The organism is Shewanella sp. OMA3-2 (assembly GCF_021513195.1).
GTDB lineage: Bacteria > Pseudomonadota > Gammaproteobacteria > Enterobacterales > Shewanellaceae > Shewanella.
The window spans coordinates 69,609-87,804 of the sequence record NZ_CP090974.1 but is presented as its reverse complement, the minus strand read 5'-3'; the positions used below and the strand labels follow the sequence as shown (position 1 = coordinate 87,804).

Annotated in this window: 14 protein-coding genes and 1 pseudogene; 6 read left to right on the top strand and 9 right to left on the bottom strand. The window is 42.9% G+C overall.

Annotated features, from left to right (window positions below):
* The first annotated feature begins 514 nt into the window (after positions 1–514).
* Genes L0B17_RS00405 through L0B17_RS00390 form a run of 4 tightly spaced genes read left to right on the top strand, consistent with a single transcriptional unit; the run spans position 515 to position 5,170 of the window.
* Positions 515–1,849, top strand: a complete 1,335-nt coding sequence (locus L0B17_RS00405; RefSeq protein WP_235089944.1) for a TolC family protein — start codon at positions 515–517, stop codon at positions 1,847–1,849.
* Entirely contained in the window at positions 1,849–2,829 is a 981-nt protein-coding gene (locus L0B17_RS00400; RefSeq protein ID WP_235086819.1) for an HlyD family secretion protein, read from the top strand. The genes L0B17_RS00405 and L0B17_RS00400 overlap by 1 nt, the downstream gene beginning before the upstream one ends.
* A gap of 11 nt (positions 2,830–2,840) precedes the next feature.
* Entirely contained in the window at positions 2,841–4,028 is a 1,188-nt protein-coding gene (locus tag L0B17_RS00395) for an ABC transporter permease (RefSeq protein ID WP_235086817.1), read from the top strand.
* On the top strand, positions 4,025–5,170 hold the full coding sequence (locus L0B17_RS00390; protein WP_235086816.1) for an ABC transporter permease: 1,146 nt from the start codon (positions 4,025–4,027) through the stop codon (positions 5,168–5,170). The genes L0B17_RS00395 and L0B17_RS00390 overlap by 4 nt, the downstream gene beginning before the upstream one ends.
* A 33-nt stretch (positions 5,171–5,203) precedes the next feature.
* Here L0B17_RS00390 and L0B17_RS00385 read toward each other — a convergent pair whose 3' ends face one another.
* From L0B17_RS00385 to yjgA, 3 genes are all read right to left on the bottom strand, one after another.
* On the bottom strand, positions 5,204–5,608 hold the full coding sequence (locus L0B17_RS00385; RefSeq protein WP_235086814.1) for a hypothetical protein: 405 nt from the start codon (positions 5,606–5,608) through the stop codon (positions 5,204–5,206).
* Positions 5,609–5,812: 204 nt separating this feature from the next.
* Positions 5,813–8,251: an Ig-like domain-containing protein gene (locus L0B17_RS00380; protein ID WP_235089943.1), complete on the bottom strand. Its 2,439-nt coding sequence runs from the start codon at positions 8,249–8,251 to the stop codon at positions 5,813–5,815.
* Between the two features lie 146 nt (positions 8,252–8,397).
* Entirely contained in the window at positions 8,398–8,928 is a 531-nt protein-coding gene (gene yjgA, locus L0B17_RS00375; RefSeq protein WP_235086812.1) for a ribosome biogenesis factor YjgA, read from the bottom strand.
* A 147-nt stretch (positions 8,929–9,075) separates the two neighbouring features.
* On the opposite strand from yjgA, the gene pmbA reads away from it, so the two are divergent.
* Positions 9,076–10,434: a metalloprotease PmbA gene (pmbA, locus tag L0B17_RS00370; protein WP_235086810.1), complete on the top strand. Its 1,359-nt coding sequence runs from the start codon at positions 9,076–9,078 to the stop codon at positions 10,432–10,434.
* A 99-nt stretch (positions 10,435–10,533) separates the two neighbouring features.
* Here pmbA and L0B17_RS00365 read toward each other — a convergent pair whose 3' ends face one another.
* The 5 genes and pseudogenes from L0B17_RS00365 to cutA all read right to left on the bottom strand — a co-directional run bounded on the left by L0B17_RS00365 (position 10,534) and on the right by cutA (position 16,947).
* Positions 10,534–11,562, bottom strand: a complete 1,029-nt coding sequence (locus L0B17_RS00365; protein ID WP_235086809.1) for an aldose epimerase family protein — start codon at positions 11,560–11,562, stop codon at positions 10,534–10,536.
* A 52-nt stretch (positions 11,563–11,614) separates the two neighbouring features.
* Positions 11,615–12,760 carry a galactokinase gene (gene galK / locus L0B17_RS00360; RefSeq protein WP_235086807.1) on the bottom strand — a complete coding sequence of 382 codons (1,146 nt, stop codon included), beginning with the start codon at positions 12,758–12,760 and terminating at the stop codon, positions 11,615–11,617.
* A gap of 194 nt (positions 12,761–12,954) precedes the next feature.
* Positions 12,955–14,622, bottom strand: coding sequence for a cation:proton antiporter family protein (locus tag L0B17_RS00355; protein ID WP_235086805.1), 1,668 nt, complete (start codon positions 14,620–14,622; stop codon positions 12,955–12,957).
* A 140-nt stretch (positions 14,623–14,762) separates the two neighbouring features.
* Positions 14,763–16,627, bottom strand: a pseudogene (locus L0B17_RS00350) (protein-disulfide reductase DsbD).
* Positions 16,624–16,947, bottom strand: a complete 324-nt coding sequence (cutA, locus tag L0B17_RS00345) for a divalent-cation tolerance protein CutA (RefSeq protein ID WP_235086802.1) — start codon at positions 16,945–16,947, stop codon at positions 16,624–16,626. The pseudogene L0B17_RS00350 and the gene cutA overlap by 4 nt, the downstream one beginning before the upstream one ends.
* 205 nt (positions 16,948–17,152) lie before the next feature.
* On the opposite strand from cutA, the gene L0B17_RS00340 reads away from it, so the two are divergent.
* Positions 17,153–17,707: an FxsA family protein gene (locus L0B17_RS00340; RefSeq protein ID WP_235086800.1), complete on the top strand. Its 555-nt coding sequence runs from the start codon at positions 17,153–17,155 to the stop codon at positions 17,705–17,707.
* A gap of 156 nt (positions 17,708–17,863) precedes the next feature.
* Here L0B17_RS00340 and L0B17_RS00335 read toward each other — a convergent pair whose 3' ends face one another.
* Positions 17,864–18,181: a hypothetical protein gene (locus tag L0B17_RS00335; protein ID WP_235086798.1), complete on the bottom strand. Its 318-nt coding sequence runs from the start codon at positions 18,179–18,181 to the stop codon at positions 17,864–17,866.
* Positions 18,182–18,196: the final 15 nt, after the last annotated feature.

The following is an 18,196-nucleotide window of genomic DNA, read 5'->3' as shown; positions in this document are numbered from 1 at the left end:
GTACTTATGTCCCTCCGCAAACATTATGATGTTGAGGTGGGACATTTTCATTGCAGCAAGCTTAATTGTTACCATTCTGGCTTAACCTGAACACTTAAGCTTAGCCGTTAGCACTTAAGCTTAGCGTTACATTCAGGTGTAAGACTTAAACATAAACCACGCCTCAAAGCCGTTAACAGCACAGATTTAACATCAATAGCCATAAGAGAGTGGCAGTAACCAAAGAGTCAGTTATAATTCATTTATATTCATAGAGTAAAAACTCTACATGGTGATGAACGACATGAAATTAAAGATTAGCTCACAGCAAGTTTGCGCGACTTCAACACAGACCCGTTTGTTCAGTGCCATCATGGCGATAATTATGTTACTGGCGGCCAGCATAAACTATGTTAATGCGGCACAAATCTCACTGCCAAAAAATACTCCCCATACTCACGAAGCGACTGATAGCAATATTACTCAAACTCAAGCTTTGCCCACACAAGCTTTATCCACGCAAGCTTCGCCAACCATGAGCTTTAAGCAGGCGTGGCAAAACTTATTAACCGTTAGCGATACTCTACAAGCCAAACAACAGCAAGTTAATCGCGCCCAAGCGAAGCAAGATGCGGGTAAATCATTAAACTATCCTGCTGTCGATATTGCTGGCTCTTATACTCATTTAGAAAAGCCAATTGAGCTAGATTTAATGGACTTAAATCCAATAGCAGGCCTTGATCCAGCGCAATTGCCGCCCGCTATCGGCGGTATATTAGCTACTATGCCAGCGTCATCGTTTGTGACTCCTTTTACTGAACAAGATGTGTTTCGCTCAAGTTTACAAGCAATGTGGCCAATTTATACCGGTGGTCGAATTACCGCAGCGCAAGGTATTCAAGCCGCCCAAGTTGTAGAAGAGCAACAGCAACTAGCATTAAGTCAGCGTGATTTATTCACCCAGTTAGTTGATCGTTATTACGCGGTTGCAGTGACACAAGCGTTGGCTGATACCCAGTATCAGTTAGTTGAATCCCTCACTATGCATGCAGAGCATGCAAGAAAATTAGAGCAACAAGGCCAAATAGCTAAAGTTGAACGCTTAAATGCCCAGGTTGCATTAGAGAATGCTAAAGTTAATTGGACCCGTGCTAAGCGTCAATATGAAATGACCGAAATAGCCTTAGCCAGCATGATGCACCAGCGCCAAGTATCACCGACATCGGCTTTGTTTACCCTTAACACTCAGCCGGCATTATCCCGCATTAGCCAATTAACTTTATCGACTCATCCGGCGCTAAAGTTGCTGGAGGCTAAAGAAGTGCAAGCAAATGGTCTAGTGGATTTAGAGAAAGGCAGTTATTACCCAACGGTATTTCTCTACGGCAATTACACCTTATATGAAGATGACAGCTTATTTTCGCAGGTGGAACCTGACTGGATGGTAGGTGTTGGCATAAAGGTGCCACTATTAAGCCGTGACGGCCACAGTGGCAAGGTACAAGCTGCCAAAAGTGCCTTATTACAAGCTAGGCACACTAAGGCACAAACCCAACTTGATTTAAGTTTACTAGTTGAACAGCAGTATCGTCAAATGATGCAAGCGATTGAGGAAATCGATGCATTAGACACCTCATTGGCACTCGCCGAAGAAAATCTACGTTTACGTGAACTGGCCTTTAACCAAGGGCTATCGACATCTATTGACAGGGTCGATGCCGAACTTAAATTAGCCGCTGTTAAAACCCAGCAATTAGGCGCTAAATATCGCTACTTACAAACTTACGCCAAGTTGATGGCGATTAGTGGTCAGTTAGATGAGTTTATTGCACGAACCAGTCAGGTTGTTACTTTACAGGAGCAAAAATAATGCGAGTAAATAAGTTTTTAGCGGTCATCGCGTTATGTTTTCTTGGGGCATTTTTAGCCTATGGCCTTTGGCTGGCTTATACGCCTAAACCGCAAACACTACAGGGGCAAATTGAAGCGCGTGAATATAATGTGTCGTCTAAAGTGCCTGGGCGGGTAGAGCAAGTCATGGTTCGCCGCGGTGATAAAGTCACCCAAGGTGATTTGTTATTTGCCATTAGCAGCCCTGAGCTGGATGCAAAATTAATGCAGGCTGAGGGCGGTAGAGATGCGGCGAAAGCGATGCAAACTGAAGCGCAAAATGGTGCTAGACAACAAGAAATTACCGCAGCAGAAGAGCAATGGCGCAAAGCCAAAGCTGCGACTGAATTGATGTACGCGACTTATCAAAGGATAGAGAATCTATTCACTGAAGGCGTAGTCGCTAGGCAAAAACGTGATGAAGCTTATACACAATGGCAAGCGGCAAAATATACTCAGCAAGCTGCCCAAGCTATGTTTCAAATGGCACAAGAGGGCGCGCGGGTAGAAACCAAGGCCGCTGCAGCGGGTAATGCGCGTATGGCCGAAGGTGCGGTACGTGAGGTCAACGCCATTATGGCCGACAGCCAAATGCGTTCGCCAAAAAATGCCGAGGTCAGCGAAGTGTTATTGCAACCGGGTGAGTTAGCCCCAAGTGGTTTTCCTGTTGTGAGCTTAATTGATATGCAAGATGCCTGGGCAATTCTGCAGGTCAGAGAAGATCAATTAGTCGATTTTAAACAAGGACAACAGGTCAAGCTGACTCTGCCTGCTTTACAGCAAACCTATGACTTTACTGTCGATCATGTCAGCGTTATGGGGCATTTTGCCACTTGGCGTTCAACAGAAAGTGGCCATGACTTTGATATGCGAACCTTTGAGGTTGAATTAACCCCAGTAACGCCAATAGCCGATCTTCGTGTCGGTATGTCGGTATTGTATCAATACGACGCTGAGTAAACAGGCTAACCATGATGGCTTTTATTAAGCGAGAGTGGCGAGCACTGTGGCAATCGCCCTGGCAGTTAGCGCTAGTAAGCTACATTCCTATAGTGAGTGTATTGTGCTTGTGGTGGTTATTCAGCGCCGGATTACCAAGGCAATTACCGGTTGCGATTGTTGATCAAGATAATAGCCAAATTTCCAGAATGCTCACCCGCCAAATGGCAGCTAATTCAGTAATGAAGCTAGAGTCATATGGGCAGTTAGATCAAGCGGTGAATGACATGCGCGAAGCTAAGGTATACGCCATTGTGATTATTCCGTCGCAGTTTAAATACCAATTACTAACATCAAAATCTCCCACAATCGATATTCGTTATAACAGCCAATATTTGCTGGTGGGCAAACTATTATCTAGCCAAATACAAATGAGTTTAGGCGCTGGACTATTAAAAAGTGCTGAACAAAAGCTATTAATGAGCGGCGTTAATCATGCCAGCATAGCCGTCAGTCTATCGCCTGTATCAAGTCAAACCACAGCTTTGTTCAACCGCAATAATAACTATGTTGGTTTTCTCGTGCCGCCAGTGTTAATCGCGTTATGGCAATTATTGGCGATGATGGTGTTTTCTAATACGCTAAATCGAGAGTTAATGACCATTAATAACCAAGTGATATTACCGCAGGATTTATGGATAAAAGTATTGGCTAAGTGCGCCGTGTTTTTACCTATTATGTTATTGCACAGTAGTTTTATTTTGTTGTTATTGTACCAATATTTACAGTTACCTTATGCGGGCTCATTAGGAGTACTTATTATCGCCCAGGCCGTAATGATTATCGCGTTATGGTTGCTAGTGACATTAATTTTCTTGCTAATGAAGGATTCGGCGCGTTGTGTCAGTTTTTGCACTGCACTGTTTGCTCCGGCATTTGCTTTTATGGGCATAACCTTTCCGGTCAATGAAATGCCACAGCTGGCTCAATACTGGCGTTTGTTAATGCCGTCGAGCCATTATATTGATTCCCATGTTAGCGTAGTGAGCTACGGCGCAGACAGCATGTTAGTTCTGCAGCAATTATCTTCCTACTGGATGTTTATTTTGGTTATTCCGTTAATCATGGGTTTATGGCATCTTGCCCCTAAAGCGGTAGATGACTCACTTGATGCAGGCAATTTGAATGACAGAGCATCTTCGCAGCAGGAGGTCATATGACATTTTGGGCGCTTTATTTTGCCGAATGGCGAGCATTATTAGCCGATAAAGCCATTGTGGTGACCCTATTTGGTGGCGTGGTATTTTACTCTGTGCTGTATCCGCTGCCTTATTTGCATCAAGTCCCTACAGAGCAAACCATTGTGGTGGTGGATCATGACAACTCTTCACTGAGTCGCATGTTAACCCGTCATGCTGATGCCAGTGCTAAAATTGATATTGTTGCCCATGCTAATAGTATTGATGAAGCGAAGCAGCTGATTCAGCAGGGACATGCCCACGGCCTATTAGTTATTCCCGATGGCTTTAGACGCAATTTATTATTAGGTAAAGGCGTTACCTTAAGTTATGGCGGTGATGCCAGTTACTTTTTAATTTACTCAGCCGTTGCTGAAGGCTTAGTTGCGGCGGGTATGGATGCTGGCAAGCAAGTGCAATTGATTGGTTTATTAGCCCGTGGCGAAAATCCTGCACTTGCCGAACAAAGCATTAACTCGGTTAATATTAATGCTGTGCCTGTTTTTAATCCCAGTTTGGGTTATACGCCCTATGTCGTGCCGGGGTTGTTTTTATTAATTTTGCATCAAACATTACTCATTGGCACTGCTATTTTAGGGGCGGGGCAATGGCGTAATAAAGGCTACTGGCAGCAAGTTTCGCCTATGGCGATATTCAGCGCGAGAATGGCGATGTTTGTCAGTCTTTATAGTGTGTTTAGCAGCTTTTATATTGGTTATTGTTTTTATGCTTATCAGGTCAGTTTACTCGGCTCTCTGGCTGAAACAGCGCTAATGATGCTGCCATTTTTATTGGCCACTAGCGCAGCAGGTATTGCACTGAGTTGTTTGTTTACCTGGCGAGACTTGCCTACGCAAATCTTTTTACTGTCATCGATGCCAATTCTGTTTGTTGCCGGTTTTGTGTGGCCAATAGCATTAATTCCCGAGCCACTCGTGTGGGTGTCACAGGTTATTCCGGCTATTCCGGCTATCAATAGCATGCTTAAATTGAATCAAATGGGGGCTGACTGGTCGGCAATAATGCCACAATGGCTACAAATGTGGTTGATGTTTGTGGTGTTTAGCGGATTCGCCTTGATTGGGATTCGAAATAGACAAAATGAACTAAGCAAAATTAATTAACAGGGCCATGTCGATTAATTTAAGCCGTATTGGCTAGAAGAATAGAACGTCAACAGGCTCATTGTTGATGAACATTTCACATTTATCAGCAGTGCTAGATTTAGCCGCTTGAACTAGACCTGCAACAATACCAAACGATCCGCCTTGATCACCCAGTACTGAACCAAAATAACATTCACCAGCAAAAGACATATCTTTATAAGTTGCTTTTAAGTTCTGAGTTGGTGTGTAAGGTGGGAATTTACCTTGCATTAACACTTCGCCGTTAATCATCAGCTGAAGCTTATTTTTTTGCTGGTCATACTGACCACCTAACACGATAGTCTGGCCTTCAATAACGACCGTTTTATTTTGTGCCACAATTGGCGGTGGTGGGGTATTGCTACATGCGCTTAATAGTAAGCTGCTGAAAATGGTAATAAGTAGAATTTTATACATTTCAATTCCTTTGAGTGAGTTAATCATTTAACTCGAAATAACTAGCCCTGTTGCGGGTATTGTATCGTGTTGTCACTAAAAGCCAAGAAAAAAGCCCACTTAAGTGGGCTTTATGTTGTGTAATCGTGGCAAAATAGTGTTTTAAATCATCAGTTCAACAACTGATTTTGCTAAGAAAACCGTTGTCTGATTGAACAATGCGGACTACAGCAAAGTCACATTAAAGCTGACTTTTGTTTCAATACCGCTAGGCGTTGTGGCCGTCACTGTGACTATGCTTACACCTGTTACGCCGGCATGTTTTAATATGAATGAAGTGTGAGTACCATCGGCAAGTGTGCGGTTAGGCACGGTATAACCGCTAAATAATACCTCGCCTTCAGTCGCAGTGACATTGACGGTTGTCTTGGCTGGTAATATTTGATTGGCATTATCGGTAAGTTTAATGGTAAATGTTGAACGGCCATTAGCAGCGATAGGCGTTATATTACTAAAGTTAGCATTTAACGGCGTGCCATCCTGGTTAAATTGCATCACCGCAGTAGAACCTGACATGGTGAGCACAAAAGCTTTACGGATATAGGTTTTATTGGCTTGATCTGTGCCACATATACCGTCAGTTCGCAGGCATTGTGGGCCGTTAAATTGAGTGTCTGGGCCACCGTAGCTTGAACCTGCCGATGCATTAAAGAATTTTTCTCCTGGGGTATAACTCCCGGTCTCATCATCATCTCTAAAGGCATCGCCTAAATCGACAAAACCAGTTGGGTGATAGGTTTCAATGTCCATACCATTGCCTGTACAGGCCGCAGGATTACTGTTGATGTCTAAACAAGCTAGTGCAATTGCGCCGCCATCTTCCTCACCAAACATATTATCGCCATCGGTATCAAAGAAGGTTTCATGACCTAAAGCATAAGCCAAAATCGTAATGCGGTTATCTGCTACGCGTGGGTTTGAAGATGTCCAAGTGACATTACAGCTGCCACCTTGCATTAAACATGAAGGCTGTATTTGGCCGCCTTCTGCGGTGAAGTTAACCACAGTGTCATCGGGGGCAGGGTTACCAAAGCTGTCTGATGCGTAGACAGTAATAGTGACCTGTTTACCATTTTGACTGCCCGCCTCAGGATTATATTCAGAGGGAGAAATACTAAAGCCAAGCTGCTGCGGTAATCCAGTATTAACGGTTAACTGCTCAGATTGACTGGTAATGATTTCATTGGTATCAATATCGGTCGCCTTAGCGACGACGCGTACCAGGGTAGGTACAGTGCCCGATAAAACTCGCACACTAACCAAGCCCTGGGCATTGGTAATACTTTTATCTGTTGGCTGGCCATTTGCAAAGCTGAGGCCGCCTATAACCGTATCAAGATTAAAGTTAACCGTTTGCTGCGCGGTTGGTTGGCCATTGGCACTGGTCACCATAAAGGTCACTAATGATGATTCACTTGAGCCAGTACCACCGGCGCCTTTAATTCGAATTTGATCGGGCTCAGCTGAGATAAAACTAAGACTGGCTAGCGTTTGGCGGCTTAAGGTGAAATCAATATTTGCTGTTAATGCAGTGGTGCCTACCATAGCAGTGGCAATAATTTGGTCACTACGTTCACTATTGCCACTGCAGCTGGTATCAGAAAACGTCGAACCAGCACTGCCTGATAAAGTGGTTACCGGGGAATCTAAACTGGCTTTGTTGTTCGCTGAGCAGTCAGAACTAAACGTGACGCTAGTGGGTGTTTGTAAACGACTAAAGGTACCGTCGCTATTATCAGTAACAATAGTCGCCGTTACTCCAAATGTGCCACCGGCGCTGACTTGATAAATACCGTTAGAATCAACGGGTAGTGTGGTACTCAGCTCACCTTCATAAAATTCAGTATTAGATACCCAGCGGCCCATTTTTAATAAACCTGTGGGGGTGACTTCATCTGCTGATAATACTTCATAAAAACTTGAGCCGGTAACAGCCTTACCTTGGTAATTGGTGCTGACGACTAACGTGCTAGCACCCAATTCAGTGTGCTTTGGTGTATAGGCTACCACAGCTTTACCGCTACTATTGGTTAATGCCGCTGCGGGGGCTAAGCTGGCGCTGCCTGCTGCAAAGGTCACCAATTGGTCTGCGATACCTTGGTTATTGCTGTCTAGTAAGGTGGCTTGTAATTGTACTGCCTGATCAACCTTAAAGCGTGTAACTGTACCCGCAGCATGGGCAATACTGGCGGCAATAGTGACAGACTCTGTAGGGGCTGTTGTGCTTAAGGCTAAAAACTCGAAGTTACGGCTGGCACTCACCACACTGCTATTGGCTGGGGTAAATCGTACGCTTAACTCACCCGCATTGGTCACGGTTGAGCTAATGATAGAACTTGCTTGGCCATTGGTGTTTGTTAGCTTTGAGGCAGGTGAGGCGCTGCCAAAAGGTAAAACAAACTCAACTAGTTGTCCCGATGCGACAGTGTTGCCATTTTTGAGGGTGGCAACCGCACAAAATTGCTCATTGAGATAAAATGATTGCTGGCTAGTAGCATCATTACATTTTCCATCCACTATAGCCTGAAAACTCAAGCTAATTGCATAATCTTCAGTGGTTGTTCCTGTTTCAGTATCATCAGCGGCGCCATTGCAACCGCTGATAAGTAAAGATAAAGCAAAAAAATGGAATACAGCGACTCAATGTCATTATTCGCATGGGTAACATCCTAGTACTATTGTTATTCAGAATCTAAAGTATATTGCTGCTTACTACTCAGTCTGTTTGATAACATCCCAGCCAAAAATGACTAAGTTATTTCACTGCGTAAATATTTAAACAGTTCTTTGGCTGATTTAGACTCAGTGCCTTGGGTCAGCTCTTTGTTAGCTTGGCGCACAAATTGACGTAACTTTTGACGATCAAGTTGTGGATGGTCATCCATCAATGTTTGAATTTCAGTGTCGCCATTATTAAGTAAGCGATCGCGCATTTTTTCAAACAGCTGTATTTGCCCAGCTTCATTGTTGTTTTTATTCAATACTTTATCTAATGCAGCGGCAATAGGTTCGTGATCATAGTTACGCATTAATTTGCCTATATACTGCAAATGACGGCGATAAGCTTCTGTTTTTTGCTTAATCACTTTACTTTTTAACACCGCATCGTACAAAAACTCATCTAGTCCCATTCTGTCTAACTGAGTTTTACTTAATGCCACCAAACGCATGCCTAACGCCTGCGCTTCTTCACTTTCTTTTTTAAATCCAGTACGGCTGACGTATTCTTCATCGTTGTCATACGGTTGCTGAAAGTGCTCAGAATCACCAACAATTTTCATAATCTTAAACCTCAAATAAATATCTGCTAATGATAGCATTTATTTTGCAGTTGTATCTTGTAAAAAAGATCAGGAAAACGTGTTGTTATCAATCGTGAAATGAATTTGCTATGCTAGCGATAATTTAGGCCATTTAAGAGACTATTTGTGACTTCTCATCAAGCACCTCCAGCCACTATTGACAGTGAATTATCGGCATTAAAGCAAGCGGTCAGAGTTGCGCTTGAATACGCCAAAGAATTAGGCTCTACTGCGGCCGAAGTTGCCATCAGTAAACAACAAGGCCTGTCAGTTTCTACCCGTAATAAAGAAGTTGAAACCGTCGAGTTTAACAAAGATGGTGCTTTAGGCATTACCGTATTTCGTGATGGCCGTAAAGGTAACTCTTCTACTTCAGACTTAAGCCCAGAGGCAATTAGACAAGCGGTTAAAGCGGCCGATGATATTGCCAAATATACCTCTGAAGACCCATTCAGTGGTTTGGCTGATAAAGCCTTAATGGCACAAGATATTCGCGATTTACAGCTGTATCATCCGCAGACATTAACTGCTGAAGAATTAGCTGAGTTAGCGATTCGCGCAGAAGAAGCCAGCTTATCAACCGATAGCCGTATAAAAAGCTCCGATGGTGCCACAGCCAATGCGCACACCAGTGCCAAAGTGTATGGTAATAGTCATGGCTTTTTAAATGGTTATTGTAGTTCGCGTTACAGTTTAAGTTGTGTGGCGATTGGTGAAGAGTCTGATGGCAATATGCAGCGCGATTATGACTATACCGTAGCCCGTAGGTATCAAGATTTATTAAGTCCAGAAGCGGTAGGTAAACAAGCTGCCAATAAAACCCTCAGTCGGTTAGATGCACGTAAAATAGCCACAGCTAAAATGCCGGTGTTATTTGCACCTGAAATTGCTACCGGCTTAATGGGGCATTTAATTGGTGCCATTAGTGGCAGCAGCTTGCATCGTAAGTCGAGTTTCTTGCTCGATTCAATTAACACCCAAATTTTTCCAGATTGGTTCAATATTGAAGAACAACCTCACTTAGTTGGTGCATTAGCCTCAGCTAATTACGACAGTGAAGGTGTTGCGACTCAAAGCCGAAAAATTATTGATAATGGTTCATTAGCGACGTATTTATTAACTAGCTACTCGGCGCGTAAATTAGGTTTGATCAACACAGGTCACGCCGGCGGTATTTATAACTGGACGCTTAGCCATACTGACCAGACCTTCGATGACTTAATCAAAGCGATGAACACAGGCTTGATCGTCACTGAAGTGATGGGGCAAGGTGTTAATGGTGTGACTGGTGACTACTCTCGCGGTGCAGCAGGATTTTATGTTGAGAACGGTCAGGTGATGTACCCTGTAGAAGAAATTACCATAGCGGGTAATTTAAAAGACATGTTTATGGGGATTCAAGGCGTGGGTAAGGATCGTGATTTACGCTCGTCGATTCGCACCGGTGGCATTTTACTCAGTGAAATGAAAATAGCCGGTAACTAATACTGCTTGGCAGATGTGACCGTTAACAAAACTGATGTAAATGAAACAAGGGGTAAGTGAAGACTTACCCCTTGTTTGTTTTTATTGATAACTAAGCACTTACTCTACCGAAAATTCATAGCGTGAAATATGGTGATAAACTTCATTTGGCATCAGCCAAGCATTACCTGGTAAATCAGGTTGGTTAGGCGAGTCTGGTAACATCTGTGGTTCAATACACACCGCTTGATGGGATACTAATACCTGTTGTTTTTTTGCGATTACGCCGTTTAGGAAGTTAGCACCGTATAACTGTACCCCAGGTTGGTTGGTATACACAGTCATACTGGCACCGCTGATTGTACTGGATAACTTACCAAAGCGTTGTAATTCACCCTCAGAATTATCCATTACATAGCAATGATCAAACCCATTGGTTGTCGCAAGTGTAGGGCGTTGTGTTTGTACTGACATGGAAGTGGTTTGAGCTAAATCTAAATCACTGCCTGCGGTCGCCACCATCGCGGTGGGTACACCTACCTCATTCATGGTCAGGTATTGCTGGGCATCAACTTGTATTTGATGGCTGGTATTGGTCAGACCGCCGTCTAAATTAAAATAACTGTGCTGGGTAAGGCTAACAGGGCAGGCTTTATCTGTTGTGGCTAACATTTCCACATACAAATTATTACCCACTAATCGGTAATCTAATTGCACTCTGCAGTTGCCAGGAAACCCCATATCGCCATCAGGGCTGTGCAAAGTTAACCGTACGCCATCGCTTGTGGTGCCCAGTTGCCAATGCTTACGGTTAAAGCCCTCAACGCCGCCGTGTAAACAGTTGCTTGCCTGATTCACACTTAATTGATATTCAATACCGTTATGGGACATTTTGCCATTGGCGATGCGATTAGCGTATCGACCAGCAATAGCCCCAAGATGGGCTGACTGAGCCAAATAATCTGCCACACTGTCGCAGCCTAGTACCACGTTTTGGCGTTCGCCATTTTTTGTCGGTACCCATAATGATCGGATAATGCCGCCTAAACTTAAAATTTCCACTGCGATAGTGCCATTGTCTAAACGGACACGTTCAACTTCTCCACCGCGGGGATCTTGCCAAGATTCAAGCACACTAAAACGTACCATTGAGGCCTCTTTAATAATGATGTTGTAACGTTAGATTACGCTATTTTTGGGGTTATTTGCTTATCCTGCCTGCGCCAGCACTGGCTGAACATAAATGTATTTTGGCTTCTAAGCCTGTTTTTTGGGGGTATTGTTGTTCAATTAAGTTGATCACAGCATCGGTTAATTCATGCTCGATTAACGCAATAACACAGCCATCACTCATTCGCACACCGCCTCGTTCACCAATGTGTTCGGCTATTATTGACACTAATATGTCGACCTCAGGTGATATTACTTCAAAATCATCACGTAATGACTGATGGGATTGGGCCATTAATTGGCTAAAGCGGGCGATATTATTGTGCTGAAAAGCACGGGCAACATTGCTAGCACGGGTATTTTCAGTGATAACGTGGCGAGCGCGTCTAAATTGCTCAGATGACAAATTGTCTCTGCGTTGCTCTAGGTAGCTTGAGGATAAATCGCGTAATGAATCTAAACCTAATAAATCTGTAATGATGGAACATTCTTTTTTACGTTGCTCAAACTGCATCATAAAGGCTTTACGATTAATGCCTGGATCAATCACGATAATGCTTAATGCTTCAGGTATTAATACGGTTTCACTTTCTAGCTCTAAACAATCAATTAATAAGGCATGATCTTCAACGGCTAACGCGCTGATCATCTGATCCATAATGCCGCAGTCATGGCACATGTATTGGCTTTCACCCCGTTGAGATAATTGAGCAATGGCTAGAGGGGATAAATGTAATTGGCTGGCGTAACTAACGGCCGTGCCAAAAGCGACTTCTAATGCTGCCGATGAAGAAAGTCCCGCACCTAATGGCACATTGCCGACAATGGCCAAGTCTAACCCTTTTGCTTGCAGACCTGAGGTGTGCATCGCTGAGGTAACACCCTTCAAATAGTTAGCCCAATCATCATTAGATGACACTGTGCCTTCTTGACCAAAGTGCCATTGTTTAATTTGTCCTGGAAAGGCATCCGTTACCGCGCGAAATAAATCATCTTCCCGGTGTTTGACTGCAATCACGGTATGAAAGTTAATCGCCGCAGGCAGCACTAACCCTTCATTGTAGTCCGTGTGTTCACCAATAATGTTCACCCGCCCTGGTGCTTGGTATAAATCATCCGCTTTTGTGCCGAAAGTTTGCACAAATAATTTGGTAGCACGTTGAGCAGGGTTAGACATATTTCAAAAATTTCCCACAGAGAGTGATTCAGGTTAGTACTTTGATTTATATCACGACTTTATAGCTGCTGTAACTGAGATTTTTTTCACTATTTTAAAATTGAAAATACGCTGATAAAAACAAAAACGCCCCGAAAAAATTCGAGGCGTTATTTATGCTCAATTGCTAACTTAAATCTTGCCAGCTTTTAACACTACACTTGGCCACTTGTGGTTGAGTGACTTGTTGGGGCCTGTTGGGCGGCATTTGCTACTTTTTCCGCGCGATTAGCTTGTTCTTGAGGCTCATCAAGTAACTCATAAATCACATGGTCAACAAAACCAGCACCGGCTGCTTCATATAGGTTATAGGCACTATTAACCCCTGCCGCAATTAAAATATCGGCATCTTCTTCATATTGAACCATGGCACTAATTTTACCTTTATAATTCAATTTTTTAAGCTGCTCAACTGCAAATACATTGCCGACGTGGTTTGGGATAGCGAGTAATACCAACTCGAGGTTAGGGGCGCGCTCTAACTTTTCCCAAAAGTCTGTATCGCTAGCGTCACCTTGAACAACATTTCGGCCTTGGTTACGGTGAAAGTCGACTAATTCTTGTTTATGTTCAATGCCTAATATTTCGCCATCAAAACGTAAACGTAATTCATCATAAGCACCACTACCAATACGGCCCATACCGAAGATTAGAAATCGTGGATTACCAATTTTGATTTGGCGATCTTCAGGGTGCAATGGGTGTTTCTCAAGTTTAACTAAGCGACTTTGGAAACGCTTATAAATTTTATTTACGCTGCTATTAAGCGGTGCGGCAAATAAAAAACTAATACTTAATGCGACAGCGATGATAATTAGCCATGAGGATGGTAACCAACCTTTATGCGCCGCAACAGCCGCGACAATTAAGCCAAACTCACTGTAATTGCCTAAGTTGAACGAGGCAAGTAATGAAGTACGCGAACGCAACTTAAAACGAGTGAGTAAATACATAAACATGGCTATTTTTACTGGCACTAGCATAACTAATATGCCAGCCAAGCCAATGTCTGACCAGGTAGGGAGTCCGTTTAAGCCAATGGTGAGGAAGAAAGCAACTAAAAACAGTTCTTTAAAATAGTACATCGATTTAGCTAATTCAGACGACTTAGCATGGCCAGCGAGTAAAATACCAATAATCAATGCACCTAAATCAGGTTTCAAACCTACCGCTTCAAATAACCAAGCACCTACCACTAATGCCATCACTAAGCCAAACAGGACTAACATTTCACTGTGGCCTACTTTGTCGAACACTTTATAAATAAGCGGTCTAACAAAGGGTAATAACAATAATCCTAACGCCCAAATAGAGGGAACATCGCCTTTTGATATGGTTAGAAATATCACGGCGAAGATATCTTGCATAATCAAGATACCAATTGCGACACGACCATAAAGAGACTTCATGTCACCATTGTCTTCAATGACTTTTACGGCAAAAACAGTACTGGAAAAGCTTAACGCGAATGAAATAAGTAATAGCTGATTAAGGGTGTAACCTTCTAGTTGCTCTAACCCCGCCATACCCAATAATTTTAGGATTGGAATGAAAAAAATAATTGAGCCAATTAAATGAATACTCGAGGTTGCCAATACTTCGGCTTTAAATAAGCTTTTTAAATCCAGCTTTAAGCCAATTGAAAATAACAGTAAGGTCACGCCTAAATCAGCGAGCTGTTGTAAGAGCGGAAGACTGGTGTCTTCAATGCCAAAAGTGAATAGAACAAATCCTGCAGCTAAATAACCAATAAGCGGCGGTAGGCCTACTTTACTGACTAAAAGCCCACACAGTAAGGTGATAATTAATATAGCTGGTTCCATAGCACTCCATTATTGCGAAAAGCAAAGATAGGTCACATTGTATAAGAAAAACCAACATTTGGGAAAAATGATGTTTCTATTATAAAAAAGCGACTTTATTCAAAAAGTCGCTTTTTTTTATTGGTTAATGTTTTATTAATTTATTGTTTAAGCAGTAAATCTAAGTGATTAGCGAAATCTTTAGGTCCCATAAAGCCAGTTACGCGAAGATCATCACGGATATCACTATTGCTATCAAACATCAGCAATGTTGGCAAACCAAGCACACCATAATGCTCAAGTAACTCAATATCAATCGCATCACTTTTGGTCACATCGGCTTGCAATATCACCATTTTATTCATGCGTTCAAGCACATCACTGTTGGCGAAGGTAATCGCTTCAAACTCTTTACAAGCCACACACCAATCAGCATAAAGATCTAACATGACAGTTTTACCACTGATGCTGGCTTTATCTAACTCAACCGCTAAATCATCTAGCGACTTAATTTTAATAAAGTGGTGCGCTTCAGCTTGTGCAGTGCCATTGTTGGTTGTTTGATTAATCCCAGGTACTTGGAAGCCAAAGTGACCCATTACAGCTTGAAAACCATAGGAAAAGCTGGCAAGTAAGGCGAGTAATAGTAGTACGCCACGAACAGACTGCTTCCAGTTAAAGGTGGTTAACTTGTTCTGATGCATTAAATAACCGACTAGGCTAACAGCCCAAATCGACCACAATACGTCAGACACGAGCCCTACCCAGATACGACCAATCATCATAATTGACACTGAAATGAGCAAGAAACCGAAAATTGTCTTGATAACATCCATCCATGCGCCAGCACGAGGGAGAATTTTGCCGCCAGATGTCCCTAATACTAATAGCGGTACACCCATGCCCATGCTTAATACATAAAGGGCGAGGAAGCCTTGTAATAAGTCACCGCTTTGGGCAACGTAAATGAGTGCGCCTGATAAAGGTGCGGTAGTACAAGGTGAGGCGACTAAACCTGAAATCACTCCCATAAAGAATACGCCAATCAAGTTGCCGCCCTTTTGGTTGTTTGACAGTGAGTTCATTTTTTCTTGCCACTTTGACGGCAATTTTAAATCATACATGCCGAACATAGATAAACTCAGCAATACAAACATCACAGCTAAGAAAATCAAAATAGCAGGATGTTGCAGCGCCGCTTGGAATTTCATTCCTGCACTGGCCACAACTAAGCCCAATAATGAATAGGTAATTGCCATACCTTGCACATAAGCCATCGATAAAGTGAACGCTTTTGCGGTAGACAGTTTTTCACCTTGGCCGACAATAATGCCCGACAAAATAGGATACATTGGGAATACACAAGGGGTTAACGCCAGGCCAATACCTAAACCAAAAAAGATGGCCAAGGTCCACAGTAAGCTATCGTTTTCAAGCATTTGGCTTAAGGTGTCTTGCTGAGTAATCGGGCTTTTTACGGTTGATTCTGTGCCATTATTCGCCGATGTGTTCGGCGCGCCAATTACTTTTTTAGCTTGCGTCACTTTGCCATCATTCGCGGCAACTTCAGTTAAAATAACATCACGGGTGGTTGGCGGGTAACACAAAGTCCCTTCAGCACAGCCCATAAAGGTTACTTTAAAGGTACCTTCTTTAGTGGCTTCTTTAATGCCCACAGGAATTTGAACAAACGAGTAAAAGACTTCTTGCTCGCCAAAGTATTCGTCGTTATGAATTTTTCCGCGGGGTAAATTAATTTCACCAATAACAGCGCCGTCGGCTTTAAAGGTCAGTTTGTCGCGGTACATGTAGTAACCGTCAGCAATGACCCAGCTAATCAGTAATTGATTACCTTGCTGCTTAAAATCGAATGAGAATGCTTCATTAACCGATAGTAGCTCTGGTTCACTGCTTAAAAATCAAACTTACTTTTGCTAAATACCCCCTCACTTTGAACCAGTGGTGAGAAGGCTGCCGAAGACAGTAAAAGTAATGATGTTAAAACAAAGGCGAATATTTTTTTCATGATTGAGTGGTTTCTTTTATCCATGTTAAATAAGGCGCTAACCCTTGATTAATAGGGGTTGCGATTAACTCTGGTACTTCATAAGGGTGCAATTGGATCACCAATTTTTCTATTGCTTGATAATGTAACGCGAGACATTTTATCTGCAATTGTACCTCTTGAGACTGACACACTTGGTTGTCCCAATAATAAACCGACGTAATAGGTTGGCTAATTTGCACGCAAGCAGCAAGCTTGGTATTAATCAATGCCTGGGCGATACTGTCGGCTGTGGCCTTATCGGGACAGGTTGAAAAAATCAGTAAATAATCCGCTTTCATTGTATCTCGGTTAAACTTAACGTTAGCTTAAGCTAGAAATAGCCAATATCGGCTTACTGTACGATTTTTAGCAACAGATTTCACTGTTATGTTTGAAATTCGTGACGTCTCTTGAAAATAGACCGGACAAACCCAATATAGTTTTCATCGACAGCAGATTATTTGCCAATTAATCGGCAAACATCATTTTGATATCGAGGTTTACATGTTTTTGATTTTATTATTAGTGTTCATTATTGTACCTGCCTTAGAACTGTCGGTATTAATTCAAGTTGGTGATGCACTTGGTGTATGGCCAACAATCGGCTTAGTATTTTTTACTGCCATTGTTGGTGTGTCATTAGTTAGAAGCCAAGGATTGAACACCCTAATGACAGTGCAACAAAAAATGGCTCGTGGTGAAGCGCCAGGGCAAGAAATAGTTGAGGGCATGATGTTAGCGGCTGCAGGTGTGCTGTTGTTAATTCCTGGCTTTGTCACCGATGCGATAGGATTATTACTGTTAACCCCGTTCACTCGCGCACCTATTGCGGCATTTATGTATAAACGTATGCAGCTTAAAGTGATGGCTAATGGCGGCGTTCACGGTGGATTCGGTCAGCAAGGGCCATTTAATCAGGGCCCATTTGGACAGAATCCTTTTGAGCCGCCGCGTGATCAAGACAATACCTTTGAAGGAGATTTTGAGCATAAAGACGACCCAAGCCAAAAACGTCCTGAAAGTCATCAAATAGACAACAAAGACGATACGCGAAAGTAATTTGCGAAATCTATTTGGCTAAACAGACGTTAGCCAAAGAATTTAGCGCAAAGAAGCTGGGTTATCAAAGTGCGACTTAATACTAAGCCAGCGTATTGCTGGCTTGTTAATGTTTGTGAGTTAAGTCGCCCAATATGTGGCTCTTTATTCAGTGTGCTATTTGTCGCTGACCTTGCTAGCATCGACCTTTAAGCTAGCATCAATCTTTGAGCCAGCAATATAGGCCGTCACAATACTGCTTAACCAGTTAGCGACAAACAGCCAGGTTATCCAGGTAGCTATTTGCGCTGCATCACCTTCAGGGGCTTGGGTTATTTGGGCGTAAATCGCACTGTATTCTAAGGGAACATCGCCTGCCAAAATTTTTGCCGATATGACCTGTGCCCGTTCAATAGCAAAGTTCATCAACACCAGCACGCACCCCAGCGATACTGCCATAAAACCTATGCCATGCCACTTTTTCCCCAGCCACATTTGGCCACTACCCGC